This window comes from Halanaerobium saccharolyticum, from assembly GCF_003053565.1.
Taxonomy (GTDB): domain Bacteria; phylum Bacillota; class Halanaerobiia; order Halanaerobiales; family Halanaerobiaceae; genus Halanaerobium; species Halanaerobium saccharolyticum_B.
The window spans coordinates 43,249-58,335 of sequence record NZ_QAXS01000008.1; the positions used below are offsets into that span (position 1 = coordinate 43,249).

General features: G+C 37.6%; 13 protein-coding genes. 12 read left to right on the plus strand and 1 reads right to left on the minus strand.

The features are described 5' to 3' along the window. Positions 1-194 precede the first annotated feature (194 nt). The 6 genes from C8C76_RS04925 to C8C76_RS04950 all read left to right on the plus strand — a co-directional run bounded on the left by C8C76_RS04925 (position 195) and on the right by C8C76_RS04950 (position 7,637). Positions 195-1,277, plus strand: coding sequence for a Gfo/Idh/MocA family protein (locus C8C76_RS04925; RefSeq protein WP_108139203.1), 1,083 nt, complete (start codon positions 195-197; stop codon positions 1,275-1,277). 181 nt (positions 1,278-1,458) lie between these two features. Continuing rightward, positions 1,459-2,718 carry an ABC transporter substrate-binding protein gene (locus C8C76_RS04930; protein WP_108139205.1) on the plus strand — a complete coding sequence of 420 codons (1,260 nt, stop codon included), beginning with the start codon at positions 1,459-1,461 and terminating at the stop codon, positions 2,716-2,718. 90 nt (positions 2,719-2,808) lie between these two features. Further along, positions 2,809-3,672 (plus strand): carbohydrate ABC transporter permease, encoded by an 864-nt coding sequence (locus C8C76_RS04935; RefSeq protein WP_208108977.1) that lies wholly within the window; start codon positions 2,809-2,811, stop codon positions 3,670-3,672. Continuing rightward, the gene (locus C8C76_RS04940) at positions 3,669-4,487 is read left to right on the plus strand and encodes a carbohydrate ABC transporter permease (protein ID WP_108139209.1); all 819 of its coding nucleotides are present in this window, start codon (positions 3,669-3,671) and stop codon (positions 4,485-4,487) included. The genes C8C76_RS04935 and C8C76_RS04940 overlap by 4 nt, the downstream gene beginning before the upstream one ends. Positions 4,488-4,514: 27 nt before the next feature. Beyond that, positions 4,515-6,497, plus strand: coding sequence for a beta-galactosidase (locus C8C76_RS04945; protein ID WP_166637145.1), 1,983 nt, complete (start codon positions 4,515-4,517; stop codon positions 6,495-6,497). 45 nt (positions 6,498-6,542) lie between these two features. After that, entirely contained in the window at positions 6,543-7,637 is a 1,095-nt protein-coding gene (locus C8C76_RS04950) for a GntR family transcriptional regulator (RefSeq protein ID WP_166637144.1), read from the plus strand. A 98-nt stretch (positions 7,638-7,735) separates the two neighbouring features. Here C8C76_RS04950 and C8C76_RS04955 read toward each other — a convergent pair whose 3' ends face one another. Continuing rightward, positions 7,736-7,990 (minus strand): hypothetical protein, encoded by a 255-nt coding sequence (locus C8C76_RS04955; RefSeq protein ID WP_108139215.1) that lies wholly within the window; start codon positions 7,988-7,990, stop codon positions 7,736-7,738. A 222-nt stretch (positions 7,991-8,212) separates the two neighbouring features. Here C8C76_RS04955 and C8C76_RS04960 point away from each other — a divergent pair, with 222 nt between their 5' ends. The 6 genes from C8C76_RS04960 to C8C76_RS04985 all read left to right on the plus strand — a co-directional run bounded on the left by C8C76_RS04960 (position 8,213) and on the right by C8C76_RS04985 (position 15,073). Then, positions 8,213-9,475, plus strand: a complete 1,263-nt coding sequence (locus C8C76_RS04960) for an ROK family transcriptional regulator (RefSeq protein ID WP_108139217.1) — start codon at positions 8,213-8,215, stop codon at positions 9,473-9,475. 17 nt (positions 9,476-9,492) lie between these two features. After that, a complete protein-coding gene (locus C8C76_RS04965; protein WP_375135257.1) occupies positions 9,493-10,317 on the plus strand; it encodes a sugar phosphate isomerase/epimerase family protein in 825 nt (274 codons plus the stop codon). A 64-nt stretch (positions 10,318-10,381) separates the two neighbouring features. Further along, positions 10,382-11,350 (plus strand): Gfo/Idh/MocA family protein, encoded by a 969-nt coding sequence (locus C8C76_RS04970; protein ID WP_108139221.1) that lies wholly within the window; start codon positions 10,382-10,384, stop codon positions 11,348-11,350. 104 nt (positions 11,351-11,454) lie between these two features. Further along, entirely contained in the window at positions 11,455-12,393 is a 939-nt protein-coding gene (locus C8C76_RS04975) for an ABC transporter substrate-binding protein (protein ID WP_108139223.1), read from the plus strand. Between the two features lie 123 nt (positions 12,394-12,516). Further along, a complete protein-coding gene (locus tag C8C76_RS04980; RefSeq protein WP_108139225.1) occupies positions 12,517-14,037 on the plus strand; it encodes a sugar ABC transporter ATP-binding protein in 1,521 nt (506 codons plus the stop codon). Further along, positions 14,024-15,073 carry an ABC transporter permease gene (locus C8C76_RS04985; RefSeq protein ID WP_108139227.1) on the plus strand — a complete coding sequence of 350 codons (1,050 nt, stop codon included), beginning with the start codon at positions 14,024-14,026 and terminating at the stop codon, positions 15,071-15,073. Before C8C76_RS04980 ends, C8C76_RS04985 begins: the two co-directional genes overlap by 14 nt. Positions 15,074-15,087: the final 14 nt, after the last annotated feature.

Consider the following 15,087-nt stretch of genomic DNA (forward strand, 5'->3'; position numbering starts at 1 on the left):
GAAAAATGCTCCCTGAGTGAAGAGTGCTAAACAACTTCATTTTAGGGAGCATTGTTGTTATTAATATCTGGACTCTGATTTTTTTCATAATTTTTAAAATATTTTAGGAAAAAATAAAGGAATTTATTCTATGATGACTAATATATAATAGAGTAATTGTACGTACAATTAAATAAGAAAAGAGGAGAATTAATATGAGCCAGATTGATTTTGCTATTGTTGGTGGAGGCTGGCGGAGCAAATTTTATTTAAGAATTGCCAGAGCTTTACCGGCTCAATTTAAGGTTTGTGGAATGGTAGTCAGGGATGAAAGCAAAGGACAGATTATTGAAAATAAGTGGGGAGTAAGCACTTACCGAAATATTGATCAGCTGTTAAAAGAAAAAAGCCCAGATTTTGTAGTGGTTGCGGTTTCCTGGTCTGCTGCCCCGAAAATAAGTATCGAATTGGCTAAAAGGAAGATAGCAATTTTATCAGAAACTCCACCGGCACCTGATTTAGAGGGATTAATTGAGTTATATAACTTACTGCAAGAATATGAAGCCAGATATCAGGTAGCAGAACAGTATCATCTGCAGCCTCTGCATGCTGTCAGGATTGGAATTGTTGATTCAGGTCTGCTGGGAGATCAGATTAACCAGGTCCAAATTTCAGTCTGTCATGACTATCATGCTATAAGTTTAATCAGGAAATTTTTAGGGATTAAATTTGAAAATGTTAAAATTTCAGCTCAAAAATTTGAAACTCCACTGATTGCTGGCCCGGATTTTGAGGGAAATCCAGAAATTAAGCAAGAGAAAATTTCTGAGCAAACTATAGCCACCCTTGATTTTGGCGATAAAATGGCCTTATATGATTTTAGTGATGATCAGTATTTTTCTTGGATTCGTGATTTGCGGTTATTGATCAGGGGAGAAAGAGGAGAAATTAATAATAAGAGAGTTAAATATTTAAAAGATTTTAAAACACCAGTTGAATTTGATTTAAAAAGAATGAACGCTGGCGAAGATGGTAATTTAGAAGGTTATTATTTAAAAGGGATACTGGCAGGAAAAGATTGGATTTATAAAAACCCTTTTATACCTGGAAGAATAACTGATGATGAGATAGCAATTGCCAGTTGTTTAAAAAAAATGAGTTCTTTTGTTGAAGGCGGAAAAAGATTTTATAGTTTTGCAGAGGCTGCTCAGGATCATTATCTTTCTCTATTAATTAAAGAATCAATCGATAAAAATCGAACTGTAGAGTCCAGACAGCAGCCCTGGGCAGAACAATAATATAAAAATTAAAAATATTTTTAAAAATAAAGGATTTATTTTATCGATGGTGAATATTAATAATAGTGTTATTTGTACGTACAATAGTACAATTATATTTATAACAATTATTTTATATATATAAGGGGGGGTTACTAAATTTATTTTTGCATTCCAAAAAAATTTAAGGAGGATATTAATAATGAGAAAGATGACATTTATAATTGCTGTTCTTTTAGTTTTAAGTCTTAATTTTACTGTGATGGCCCAGGAAGTTGTGACTGTTGAGGCCTGGAGTATTGCTGCTGACGGTCTGGCTGAAATAATACCAGCTTTTGAAGAGGAAACTGGTATCAAAGTTGAACTTAAAAAGACTGAAAATGCCACAATGAAACAGAACTTATTATTATCATTAAATGCAGGTACTGGAGCTGCAGATGTAGTTTTGATGGAAGATTTTTGGGCTCCAAGGTTTTTAGATACTGGAGGATTTGTTGATATTACAGATAGAGTGGAAGAGCATTATGGTAAATTTTTGGAATTTAAATGGGATCCAATCGAAATGAATGGTAAGTATTATGGAATGCCCTGGGATATCGGCCCTGTAGGCTTATTTTATCGCAGAGATCTCTTTGAAGAAGCAGGTTTGGAATCAGATCCGGAAGCAGTTGCTGAAATGCTCTCTACCTGGGAAAAATATTATGAGGTTGCAGAGAAAATCAAATCAGAAACTGGAACATATATGCTGGCTTATGGAAAATCAAATTATGATAATCGAATGTTCCAAAATATGCTGCAGCAGCAGAATCTTGGCTACTTTGATGAGACTGGAGAGGTTCTAATTGATCACCCTCAGGTAATTGAAACTGCTAAATATATTAACCAACTGTGGGAAGATGATCTGGCACTTGATGCAGCCGAATGGACTACCGGCTGGTATGCAGCTATTGAAACAGGCGAAATTGCTACTGTGGTATCCGGTTCCTGGCTCGGAGGATTTTTAAAAGGCTGGATTGCACCAGAACATGATGGAGTCTGGGGAGTAGTTCCTCTGCCTGCCTGGGAAGAAGGAGTAAGGACTGCAAATAATGGTGGTTCATCCTTATATATTACCAATCAGGCTGAAAATGTAGATAATGCTTTTAAATTTATCGAATATGCATTAACTCGCAATGAACCACAGCTGGCAATGTATGAAAGTCAGGATTTATTCCCATCCTTAACTTCAACTTATGAGGCAGACTTATTTGAAAAACCGGATCCATATTTTGGTGGGCAAAAACAGCGACAAACTTTTGCAGAACTGGCAGAAGATATAACTCCTTTCTATTTCACTACTGATTTTGATGAAGCAGCAACTTATGTGTCAAATGCTTTTGAAGAAATAGCACTTGGAGCAGAGGTTGAAGAGGAATTTAAAGACGCTGCTGAAAAAACTAGAAGAGAAACTGGACGCGACTAAAAAGCAGTTATTATAGTCAGGACAGTATTCTAAGTAAACTGTCCTGACTTAATTTATATTATTTATTATCTTAACTGAGGAGCTAAAATGATGAAAAAAAATAAAAGTGGATTAATCTTTACTTCACCATTTTATATACTTTTTTTAACTTTTATGGTTTATCCAATTCTTTTTTCTTTTTATTTAAGTTTTAATAAATGGAATGGTGTTGGAGAAATGGAATGGGTTGGCCTGGCTAACTACATCAATTTATTTAGGGATGATCTTGTCTGGAAGTCTATGTTTAACGCCCTGTTTTTCTTTTTTACATATGTACCTGTAATGTTATTTTTAGCTTTAGTCCTGGCTGTGTTTTTAAATAGTAATATTAAAGGGAGAGGATTTTTTAGAGCAGCTGTTTATCTGCCCAACATCACCTCCTTAGTAGCGGTGGCCTTTACTTTTCAACTATTACTGGATAAAAATTATGGACTTTTAAATATGTTTTTATCCTATCTTGGAATTTCATCAATTAACTGGCTGGGAACCCCCCTTGGAGCCAGATTAAGTATTGATATGTTAATGATCTGGAGGTGGCTTGGTTATAATACAATTATTTTGCTGGCCGGACTGCAGTCTATTCCGGAGGAAATGTATGAGGCGGCAATTATTGATGGAGCCAGTAAAGTTCAAAGTTTTTTCAGAATCACTGTTCCCTTAATGAAACCAGTTTTATTATTTACCCTTGTCCTCTCAACAATTGGAACTTTTAGAATGTTTACTGAGGTTTTTATTTTAACAGGTGGAGGGCCGGCTAATTCTACCTTAACTCCTGTAGTCCATTTATATAATACAGGTTTTAACTGGTTCAAATTTGGCTATGCATCCAGTATCACTTATTTAATTATTCTGATTACACTTATTTTATCAATGGTGCAGATGAAACTTTTAAATGAAAAGGAGGTAAAAAGTTGAAGCGGTTAAATAAATTTATCATGTATTTGATTTTAACTCTAACAGTTATCATAACAATTTTACCTTTTATCTGGATGATAAGTGCTTCCTTTAAAGATATTAGAGAAATCTTTAGTTATCCTCCAACTATTATTCCGGATAATTTTTCTTTTAGTAATTATCTTCAGCTTTTTGCTGAGTACCCTTTTGCCAGAAATATTTTTAACAGCACTTTTATCGCAGTCACAGCCACCACCGGTTCTCTATTCTTTTGTACTCTTGGCGGTTTTGGTTTTGCCAAATTTGATTTCAAATTTAAAAATCAACTGTTTTTAGTCTTGATTGCTTCCATGCTAATTCCACCGCAGAGTATTATGATTCCTTTATTTTTGGTATTTAAAAGGATCGGCTGGGTCAATACGTTTTATCCCCTGATTGTTCCCGGTCTGGCAAATGCTTTTGGTATCTTTTTTATGAGGCAGTATATGACTTCTATTCCAGACAGTCTGATTGAAGCAGCCAGAATTGATGGAGGCTCTGATTTTTATATATTTCTTAAAATAATTGTTCCAATTGTCAAACCAGCTTTAGCAACTTTAGGTATTATCTTTTTTATGAACTCCTGGAATGCCTTTGTCTGGCCTTTAATAATCCTGCAGGATATAGAACTGCAGACTATTCCCGTGGTTTTAACAAATCTTCAGGGAGTAATTTATACACCCTATAATTTAATTATGGCGGGATCAGTGATCAGTATCATTCCATTATTTGTTGTCTTTATGTTTATGCAGCAGTATTTTATTTCGGGTATTACAGCGGGAGCGGTAAAACAATAAATTAAATTTTTGAGGGAGATGAGTTTAGTGAAAAAAAATATTGAAGAATTTTTGTACGGAGTCTGTTATTATCCAGAGCACTGGGAAGATGAAATTATAGAAGATGACCTGAAGAGAATTAAAGAAGCCGGATTAAATGTTATTAGAATGGGCGAGTTTGCCTGGTCAAAATATGAAGTGGAAGAGGGAGTATTTAACTTTGATTTTTTAATCTCAGCTGTTGAGTTAGCTTCAAAGTATGGTCTGAAAGTAATCTTAGGAACTCCTACAGCTACGCCGCCTGCCTGGTTAACCAAAAAGTATCCTGAATCTCTGGCAGTTACTTATGACCGCAAGGTTATGCATCATGGTTCACGTCAGCATGTTAATCACACTTCTAAAAAACTTAGAGAATTATCAAAAAGAATAGTTAGAAAAATGGCTGAGGAATTTAAAGATTATGATAACGTTATTGGCTGGCAGATAGACAATGAATTAAACTGTGGGCTTGAACTAAGTTATGCTGATTCTGATGCTGAGGCCTTTAGAAAGTGGTTGAAAAATAAATATGGAAGCCTTAAAGCTTTAAATAAAGCCTGGGGAAATGTTTTTTGGAGTCTTGAGTTTACAGACTGGGAACAGGTTTCAGTTCCAAAGCCAACTCCAACTAAAGAAAACCCGAGTCTGCTTTTAGATTACAGGCGTTTTTACTCAGATATGACTATCGAATTTTCAAATCTGCAGACTGAAATTTTAAGAGAAGTAACACCTGATAAGTTTATTACCCATAACGGACTCTTTAATGTGATTGATTATGATAAATATATTAAAGAAGGCCTGGATTTCTTATCCTATGATTCCTATCCTCATTTTGGCGAGCGAAATAAAGTTGGTGACGGGAAAAAATGGAGTAGAAATTTATCTAGAGTTAGAGGCTATGATAATAAATTTATTGTCATGGAACAGGCTTCGGGACCTGGTGGCCAGGTTGATTATTTATTACCAACCCCAGAACCAGGACAGCTGCGCCTCTGGTCCTATCAATCAATAGCTCACGGTGCTTTTGGCATCCTACATTTCCGCTGGCGAACCTGTCCTTATGGTGCAGAAGAACTCTGGCATGGAATTTTAGACTATGACAATCAGGATAACCGCCGCTTAAAAGAGGTAAAGCAGCTTGCGGCAGAACTAAATAAATTTGGTGACATATTTTTGGAAGCAGAAACCCAGGCAGATGTTGCTATTTTAAGTGATTTCGATAATAAAATGAATGATCAAATTGAAACCTATATTAAAAGTGACGAAAATGAGATTTATCAGGGGCTGAGAGCAGAAAATATTAGTGTTGATATTATTAGTGATATCGAACTGATTGATAATTATCAGCTGGTTTTTTGTCCCCGAATGATGATTATAGATGATTCGATGCTTGCTAAATTAAAGGCTTTTGCTAAAGCCAGCGGGACTCTTGTTTTTACTGCCCGCAGTGGTATAAAGGATAAGAACAACCATTATTACCGCCAGGAATTCCCCGGTAAAATAAGAGAGCTAGCCGGAATAAGTATCAGAGATTTTACAGTTATTCCAGAAAAGGAATATGAACAGGGCATAAAATTCGATCAGGAGCTATTAAAACCAGAACAATTTGTGGAGGTCATAGAACCTGATACTGCTCAATCGATTGCAAATTATACAAATAGATATTATAATAAACAGACAGCTATAAGTGAAAATAGTTATGGAGCCGGAAAAGTTATCTATTATGGATCATTCTTTAATAAAGATGGTGTGAGAAAAGTAATTAAGAAGCTTAAAGATGATCTTAATCATCATAAATTCGGTGAGATTCCAGAAGAAGTAGAAGTAGTAAAACTTCTTTCCGGTGATAAAATTTACTATTTATTATTAAACTATAGTGATCAAGCTGTTAGAATTGATTTAGATTCAGAATATATAAATTTACTTACAGAAAAAAAGGTAAAAAAAGTAATAGAAAAGTATGAAGTAGTATTAATAAAAATGGATCAATAATTAAATTAACTGAGTCCAGTAATGACTATTTTAGGAGAGATTAGTATGGCATCAGCAAATGATTTACCCAAGTATTTAAAACTAAAAAATACAATAATTGAGAGAATAAATAGAGGAGTCTATAAACCTGGAGATAAATTGCCTACCGAAAATGAATTAGCTTCTGAATTCGATATTAGTCGGCATACAGTTAGGAAAGCAATGGATATTCTGCTTAATGAGGGACTGGTATCCAGGAAAGCAGGTTTAGGAACTTTTTTAAACAAGAGTTCAAAAAAAGAGACAAAATTAATTGGCTTTATTAGTCTCAATGTGCATGACTATATTTTTTCAGATATCTTTAATGGTATCGAAACTGTTCTGCATGACAAGGGATATCAAATTCTCCTTTCCAGTTCTCAAAGTGATCAGGAGCGTGAAAAAACTATTCTGGAAGAGCTTTTAAAAAAGAATGTAGATGGTCTGATTATTGAGCCTGCCCATAGTGCAATCAGTTATCCTAACATTGGCATCTTAGAAAGATTTGTTAATAGTGAAATTCCAGTAGTTATTCTTGATAGTAAGTTTGATAATAAAAATTTTCATTATGTCGGTCTGGATGATGTTAATGGAGGTTATTTAGCAACAAAGGCTTTAATTGATTTAGGTCATAAAAATATTGCTATGATTTATAGTAAGGTGCATCTACCTTTAATTGATAGATTTAAGGGCTATAAAAAAGCATTAGAAGAAGAGGGACTTCCAATTTATTTAGATCATGTAAAAGAATGTTCACATACTGAGTTAGAAGATGTGACAGAATTTGAAAATCAGCTCAAAAACGCTGTGACTGAAATAATGGGCTGTACTAATCCTCCTTCAGCGATTTTCTGTGTTAATGATCAATTTGCTGTTAGAGTTAAGTCAATTTTAGAGAAAATGGGTTATCAGGTTCCGGCAGATGTTTCTTTAATTGGTTATGATGATTCTAATCTAGTCAAGCTGGACAATATATCTATTTCTTCTGTTGCCCACCCTAAAGAGCTGGCCGGTGAAAAAGCCGCCAGAATAATCCTGGACTGTATAAATAATCAGAGTTCAGCTTTTAAAGAAGACATTATATTTACCCCAAAAGTAATTTTAAGAGATTCTGTAAAATAGTCAATAAAATAAAGATAATAAATTAAGGCTGCTCTTATAAATCAGAATTAGCTTACTGATTTAGGGAGCAGCCCTCTAATAAAAAACTGTAATCTTATTTACTCAAAATCAAGTACCATACTCTTAACATTTACCCCACCAATTGACTTCAATTCTGCCTCCAGTGCCTCAACTTCAGTATTATCAGCAGTAATATCCAAAATAATCATTCCTTCATCAGCACAGTTGCTGCTTTCGTGCATTCCCAATCTGGTTTTAATTATACAGCCGTGTTCTGTCAGGATTTTCTGAACTTCCGGAGCGGCATCAGTTCTCTTGTCAATTAAAATTGCCATAATTGTAGAATCATTCATTAAAATCACTCCCTGTTGAGATAGTTAAAAGTACTACTTTATTATTTATCTACAAAAACTAAATTTCCTCTAAGAAAAGAAATTAAACAAAAATAAAACTAATTTGTTTGACTTTCGAACAAATATTAATTATAATCAAATTGAAGTAAAAATATTTTTTTAAATAAAATATTCAGAAAATAAAAACTATTAAATATATTATCTCTAAAGAAGGGAATTACTATGGAAGCAAAAGACAGCAAAAAAATTTTTGGCTGGTCCGGTCCGGCAGCAGGAGCAGCAATTTTTAGAATCATCAAAGAGATCGGACCACTTTCGAGAACTGAGATAGTAAAACAGACCGGTTTATCAAAATCGACTGTCAGTGTTCACACCAAAAAACTGCTGGAAATGGGTCTGATCAAAAAGGAAAAAGAAAAAACTGATAAAGCCGGCAGTGTGGGGAGAAACCGGCAGCTGCTTAAATTTGCCAAAAACAATGGTTATATTATAGCTATTGATCTCGGGGCAACAGGCTTAAATGTAGCGCTCTGTAATCTAGATGCTGAAATTATTGAAATGAAGGTCAGTGATATTTTAGTCAACAGCGGGCCCAAAAAAGTTATGAATAAAATTGACCAGCTGATAAAAGAACTTCTGGAGTCAAATCAGCTTGAGCAAAAAAAGATTTTTGGGATTGGAATGGGGGTTCCGGGTCCGGTTGAATTTTCTAAGGGTCTGCCGGTATCACCACCAATTATGCCCGGCTGGCACTTAAGCCCCTTAAAACAGATTTTACAGGAAAAATATAAATGTCCCGCTTTTATCGATAATGATGTTAATGTGATGGCAGTAGGAGAAAAACACGCAGGTCTGGCTCAGGATGTTTCCAACTTTATTTTTATCAAAATTGGAACCGGAATTGGGGCCGGCATAATCTGTGAAGATAAACTTTACCGCGGCTCTAAAGGTTGTGCTGGAGATATTGGTCATATTGGAATCGAAGGTGAGGAAGAATTATGTCCCTGCGGCAACCGGGGCTGTCTGGAAATAGTAGCAGCCGGACCGGCAATTGCCAAAAAAGCAAAAGCAGCCGCTAAAAATCGAGAAAGTGAAATTCTATTAAAGATTTTAAATAAAAAAGGAGATCTAACAGCTAAAGATGTAGGAGAGGCAGTCCGCAGAAATGACCTGGCTGCCATTAATATAGTCAAAAACAGCGGTCAAAAAATTGGCCAGGTTGCTTCTAGACTGGTTAACTTCTACAATCCATCTTTAATAATTATCGGGGGAGGGGTTGCTAAAATCGGGAATCATCTAATTTCTGCAATCAAAGAGGAGGTGCTGCGCCGTTCTACTTCACTTGCTGTACAGGACTTAAGAATCGAATTATCACAAAAAAATGACGAGATTGCTGTGATTGGAGCTGCTGCGATGGCGGTCAACGAAATTTATTCCCATGATAATGTAACTGAAATGATGTATTTAGATGGCAGCAGCAAATAAATGAGCTCAAAGGAGGTGTGATTTTGAAAAGAATAATCGCTGTAAACTCAAATACCTACCACGGATTTTCACTTAAAGATGCTATTTCAGGGATCAAAGCAGCTGGCTTTAACTACATTGAACTTACTGCTACCAAGGGCTGGACAGAACATGTTTTTCCTACCATGTCTTTAAATGAATTATATGAGGTCGAAGAGCAGCTGATTGAGGCCGGCTTAACTCCAATTTCTTTAAGCGGCCACACCAATCTAATGGACAATAATCGCCTTGATGATTTTATTGCCAATATCAGGCTGGCCCATTTTTTTGGTTGTAAATATATAATTTCTTCAATTGGAGAGGCCCATCTTGAAGATCAGGCTGAGCTTTCTGATCAGAAGACTGCGGAAAATATTAAAACTTTAATTCCCTACCTCGAAGATTACGGTCTGATTTTAGGTCTTGAAAATCACGGCAAACATGGAACGGGAAAGCAGCTTAAAAAAATTGTTGACCTGATTGACTCTGAGCGAGTTGTAGTCAATTATGATACGGCCAATGCAATTTTTTATGGAGAAGAAAACCTTGATTTAAAAGCTGATTTGAAGTTTGCCCTGGACAAAGTTGGCCATCTGCACTTAAAAGATAAGGCGGGTGCTCAAAAAGAGTGGAATTTTCCCGCTCTGGGCAGAGGAAATATTGACTTTAAGCCGCTATTTAAGCTATTAAAAGAAAGTGAGAATAATTCACCTTTCAGTATTGAAATAGAATTTAGAGAGGACGGCCCTGCAGATCTGGCAGAGGTTAATCAGGCAGTCAAAGATTCCTATCAATTTTTAAAAGAAGCTGGTTTTAAACTCTGATTTTAAGTTTCTATCTCAAAAATCAAAATTATCAGCTGCAGCAAATGAGGAAGGGAGGTAGTGAATGCAAAAAGTTGTAATTGTTGGTGTTGGTGGGATGGGGACAGTTCATTTTAATAATTACGCTCAGATAGAAAAGGCAGAAGTTAAAGCAGTTGTCGGTCCTTCGGAAGCTGACAAAAAGCAGGCTCAAAAATGGGGAGTCAAAATTTATTCGGACTTAGAAAAGCTACTGGCTGCAGAAAAGATCGATCTGGTTGACATCTGTACTCCGACTTTTTTACATGTTGAGTATGCTCTGCAGGCTTTAAATGCCGGGAAAAATGTCATCATTGAAAAGCCGATTGCCCTGCACCGGGAAGATGCAGATAGAATTTTTGCCCTGGCAGCTGAAAAAAATGCTCAGGTTTATGTCGGTCAGGTTCTTCATTTTACCAGAGAAGTAGAAATTCTAAAAGAAGCAGTTAAAAGCAAAAAATACGGCCGGGTACTGGATGCCTATTTTACCCGCCTGACTGCTGCTCCTGACTGGTCGGCTGGCGGCTGGCTCTTTGATAAAGAAAAGAGTGGTCTGCTGCCCTTTGACCTGCACATCCATGATCTTGATCTGATTATCAGTCTTTTCGGCAGACCGGAAAGCTACAGTTTTAATGCTGCCGGCAGCAGGGGCGGTAAGTTTAAGGAACACTACCGCTTTAATTATAATTTTGGTGAGCTAAATGTGGGGGCAGAAGCGGCCTGGTACAATGCCAGTTACCCCTTTACAGCCCGCTGGCGTGTCTACTTTGAAAAAGGGCTTTTAGTCAACGAAGAAAAACTGATTTTTTATCCTGCAGAGGGAGAGCCGGTTGAATTTGAAACAGCCCAGGAACCAAAAATTGAAACCGGAATTAATTTACCGCCAACTGCAATGTTTTACCATGAGCTTTCCCATTTTATTGAATCAGCGGAAAAGGGTATTCCCACTGATCGGATGACAGAAGAGGAATTAATTACCACAGTTGAAATTTTAGAAGATATAGCCGAGCTCTAATAGTATTCTGAGCAGTTAAAGAAGATATTCAGACAGGGGTTTTAACAGCAGTATTAGCTGCTGGATTTGATAGAGATTTTCAATTAAAAAGGAGGAAATTTATTATGAAAAAGGCTTTAGTGTTTTTGGTTGTTTTTTCTCTCTTGGTAACTCTTGTTTTAGCTGGCAGTGTAAGTGCTCAGGATAAGCATAAGATAGGTATTTTAGCCCCTGCTGTTACTCACGGCTGGGTAGCTGCTGTTGCCTATCATGCCGAAGCTCGTTGTGAAGAGCTTTCTGACGAGATTGAATATCGGATTCAGACCAGCAGCAATGCTTCCGAGATGACCTCTCAGCTTGATGATCTAAAAACCTGGGGTGCAGAAGCAATAGTTGCCTTCCCTCAGTGGACTGGAATGGAAGTTCCAATTCAGATGGCTATTCAGGATGGAGTTGAGGTTGTAAACTTTGACATCAAGATTGATGTTGATGGAGTTTATCGGGTAGCTGGAGATAACTATGATATGGGAGTTCAGGGAGCTCACTATATCTCAGATAAAATCGGAAATAAAGGTACAGTTGTGATTTTAGAAGTACCTACAGCCGGTTCAGTTTCCGAGCTCCGCAAAGAAGGTTTTTTAGATACCCTGGATGAAATTGGTGCTGATTATGAACTTCACACCTATGCAACTCAGTTTACCAGAGAAGCAGGTTTAAGTGATATGTCAGATATTTTAATCAGACACGACCAGATCGATGCTGTTTATTCGATGGATGATGAAACTTCAATTGGTGTTTTAAAGGCAATCGAAGAAGCCGGCCGCGAAGATATCAAAGTAGTCACCGGTGGTGGCGGTATGCAGGAATACTTCGAAATGATGCCCGAAAACGAAGATATCTGGATTCAGTCAGCCCTTTATTCACCTGCAATGGTTAAAGACGCTGTTGACATGGCAGTCGATATTTTAGAAGGAGAAGAGGTACCAGAAGAAAAAATTATTCCAACAACTATAGTTGACCGTACAAATTACAAAGAGTTCTTAGATCCAGATTCTCCTTATTAAAATCAATTAGTATAATTCACCAGACTCTATTTAATCGCAATTTGATAGAGAAGTTAAATATCTAAGTAAGTCAGAGGTTGTGGATTCCACAGCCTCTGATTTCAATTGACGGGATGTGATTAAATGAAAATAGAAATAAAAAATATCGATAAGGCTTTTGGTGCCATTGAGGCAGTCAAGGATGTTTCTTTTTCAGTTTCTGGAGGCGAAGTCTGTGCTCTAATTGGAGAAAATGGTGCCGGCAAATCAACTCTGATGAATATTCTGGGAGGAGTGCTGCCTGCCGACCGCGGTGAAATCTTAATTGACGGCCAGCAGGTTAATTTTCAGAAACCTGCAGATTCTCTGAATGCGGGAATTGCCTTTATTCACCAGGAATTAAATTTGATCAATGATCTTCCTATTTATGAGAATATGTTTATCGGGCGGGAGCTGAAGAAAAAAGGCAGAATCTTAGATTTAGAAAAAATGATTGCCAGAACCAAGGAAGTTTTTGACCAGATGGAAATTGACCTTGATCCTAAAACGATGGTCAGAGATCTTGATACCTCCTATAAGCAGATTGTTGAGATTTCGCGAGCAATTATGATGGATGCCTCGATTATCATTATGGATGAGCCGACAACTTCCCTTACCGATCAGGAAATTGAGCGAGTTTTTGAGATGATGAAGACCCTAAAAAAACAGAATGTAGGAATAGTTTTTATTTCTCATAAACTAAATGAGGTTATAGAATTCTGTGACCGCTACTCGGTTTTGAGAAATGGTGAACTGGTGGCAGAGGGAATGGTCAGCGAGGTTAATGTTGACCAGCTGGCGAGAGCAATGGTCGGGCATGAGCTGAGAACTGAATCGCTGCAGCGAAAAACCGAGTCCGGCAGAGAAGTGCTACGGGCTGAAAATTTAAGCTATAATAATGATTTTAAAAATATTTCTTTCAGTGTACATCAGGGAGAAATCCTCGGAGTGACCGGTCTTTTAGGAGACGGCAGACAGGAACTCTTCCAGGCTATTTTTGGCAGTGGGCAGATTGAAGCCGGAGAACTTTATTTAAATGATCAGCAAGTAGAGATCAAAAATACTACCGATGCCCTGCAGAAGGGGATTGGCTATCTGCCGCGGGACCGGAAAGAAAATGGAATTATCAAAGATATGGATATTTTTGAAAATGCTTCAATAGTGACCTGGCCTTTATTTGATAACTTTGGAATTATTGACCGGGAAAAACAGGAGCAGGAATTTAAAGAGCAGGTTGAAAGACTTAGAATCAAGATGGGAGCAAAAAATGATTCCATCAATAGCCTCTCCGGAGGTAATCAGCAGAAAATTGTGCTTGCCAAATGGTTAATTGCAAACCCGGAAATATTTATTCTGGATAACCCGACTCAGGGTGTTGATGTGGGGGCAAAAGAGGATATTTATGATATTATTTTGGAGCTGGCTGCAGAGGGAATCGCCGTGGTTATTTTATCCAGTGAGGCCAAGGAGATTATTCGGATCTGTGATCGGGCCCTGGTGATGTATCACGGAGTAATTCAGGGAGAGCTGAGTCAGGCTGAGATGAGCGAACACGAGATTATGCGGCTGGCAACAGGAGCCAGTTTAAATTCAGTGCAGGAGGGGGCAGAAGATGCAGAAAAATAACAAACAGAATTCAGAACAGGGATTTAAGCATTGGTTTATCAAAAAGTGGTCCACTGAGCCAATTTTCAGCACCGGGATTGCTCTGATAGTGATGATTATTTTACAGACCTGGAGTCTTGGTTTTGATTATGATTCTTTTGGCAGCTGGTTTTTCACCTGGACTAATAACTGGATTAATATTCTGCGGAATAATGCCGGGGTTGGTCTGATAGCGCTAGGCATGTCCTTTGTTATCATGTCAGCCGGGATTGACCTTTCAGTTGGTTCGACAATGGTGGCAGTTGGAGCAGCCTTGATGATGCTGATCGATAGAGGCCCCAATGGGATTTTAATAAATTTAGGAATCGAAGGGATTCCGGCAATTTTAATTGCAATTTTAGTCTCACTTGCCTTCGGCTATTTTCTGGGCAATTTAAATGGGATTTTAATTACCAGGGGAGGAATACCACCCTTTGTGGTAACTCTGGCTACAATGAAGCTCTACCGCAGTGTAACCCAGCACTTTATGCAGGGCTATAACCCGCGGGTGCCGCTTGAGTTTTTGCCGATTTCAAACTTTCAGATCGGCAGGTTTCGCATGATGCCCATTATTTACTGGCTTTTGATTGCAGCAGTACTATATTTTATGTCCAAGCGGACGACCTTTGGCCGCCAGATAATTGCTGTCGGCTCCAATGAGCGCTCGGCCAATCTGTCTGGAGTTAATGTCAAAAAAGTTAAGCGCCGGGTTTATGCGATTACTGGACTGCTGGTCTCCTTTGCGGCAATTATTCAGGTTTCCCGGATCGGTTCGATGGATTATGCCAATGCCGGCAGCGGTTATGAGATGGAAGCTATCGCGGCGGCTGTTGTTGGTGGAACCAGTATGAGTGGTGGTCGGGGAACGGTTATCGGCACCTTACTTGGTGTTTTAATTATCGCTGTTATGAATAACCTGCTCAATCTGCTCGGGGTACCGCCATTTCTCCGCGAAGCTTTTAAGGGCCTAATTCTAATCGGAGCAGTTTTAATGCAGAAAAAACAGAAAACAGTTTAATTTTTAAATAATTT

Excerpts from the sequence above, each read along its gene's own strand:
- C8C76_RS04985 (WP_108139227.1), top strand. The coding sequence starts at position 14,024 with ATGCAGAAAAATAACAAACAGAATTCAGAACAGGGATTTAAGCATTGG.
- C8C76_RS04980 (WP_108139225.1), top strand. The coding sequence starts at position 12,517 with ATGAAAATAGAAATAAAAAATATCGATAAGGCTTTTGGTGCCATTGAG.
- C8C76_RS04930 (WP_108139205.1), top strand. The coding sequence starts at position 1,459 with ATGAGAAAGATGACATTTATAATTGCTGTTCTTTTAGTTTTAAGTCTT.
- C8C76_RS04975 (WP_108139223.1), top strand. The coding sequence starts at position 11,455 with ATGAAAAAGGCTTTAGTGTTTTTGGTTGTTTTTTCTCTCTTGGTAACT.
- C8C76_RS04960 (WP_108139217.1), top strand. The coding sequence starts at position 8,213 with ATGGAAGCAAAAGACAGCAAAAAAATTTTTGGCTGGTCCGGTCCGGCA.
- C8C76_RS04955 (WP_108139215.1), bottom strand. The coding sequence starts at position 7,990 with ATGAATGATTCTACAATTATGGCAATTTTAATTGACAAGAGAACTGAT.
- C8C76_RS04970 (WP_108139221.1), top strand. The coding sequence starts at position 10,382 with ATGCAAAAAGTTGTAATTGTTGGTGTTGGTGGGATGGGGACAGTTCAT.
- C8C76_RS04935 (WP_208108977.1), top strand. The coding sequence starts at position 2,809 with ATGAAAAAAAATAAAAGTGGATTAATCTTTACTTCACCATTTTATATA.
- C8C76_RS04925 (WP_108139203.1), top strand. The coding sequence starts at position 195 with ATGAGCCAGATTGATTTTGCTATTGTTGGTGGAGGCTGGCGGAGCAAA.
- C8C76_RS04950 (WP_166637144.1), top strand. The coding sequence starts at position 6,543 with ATGGCATCAGCAAATGATTTACCCAAGTATTTAAAACTAAAAAATACA.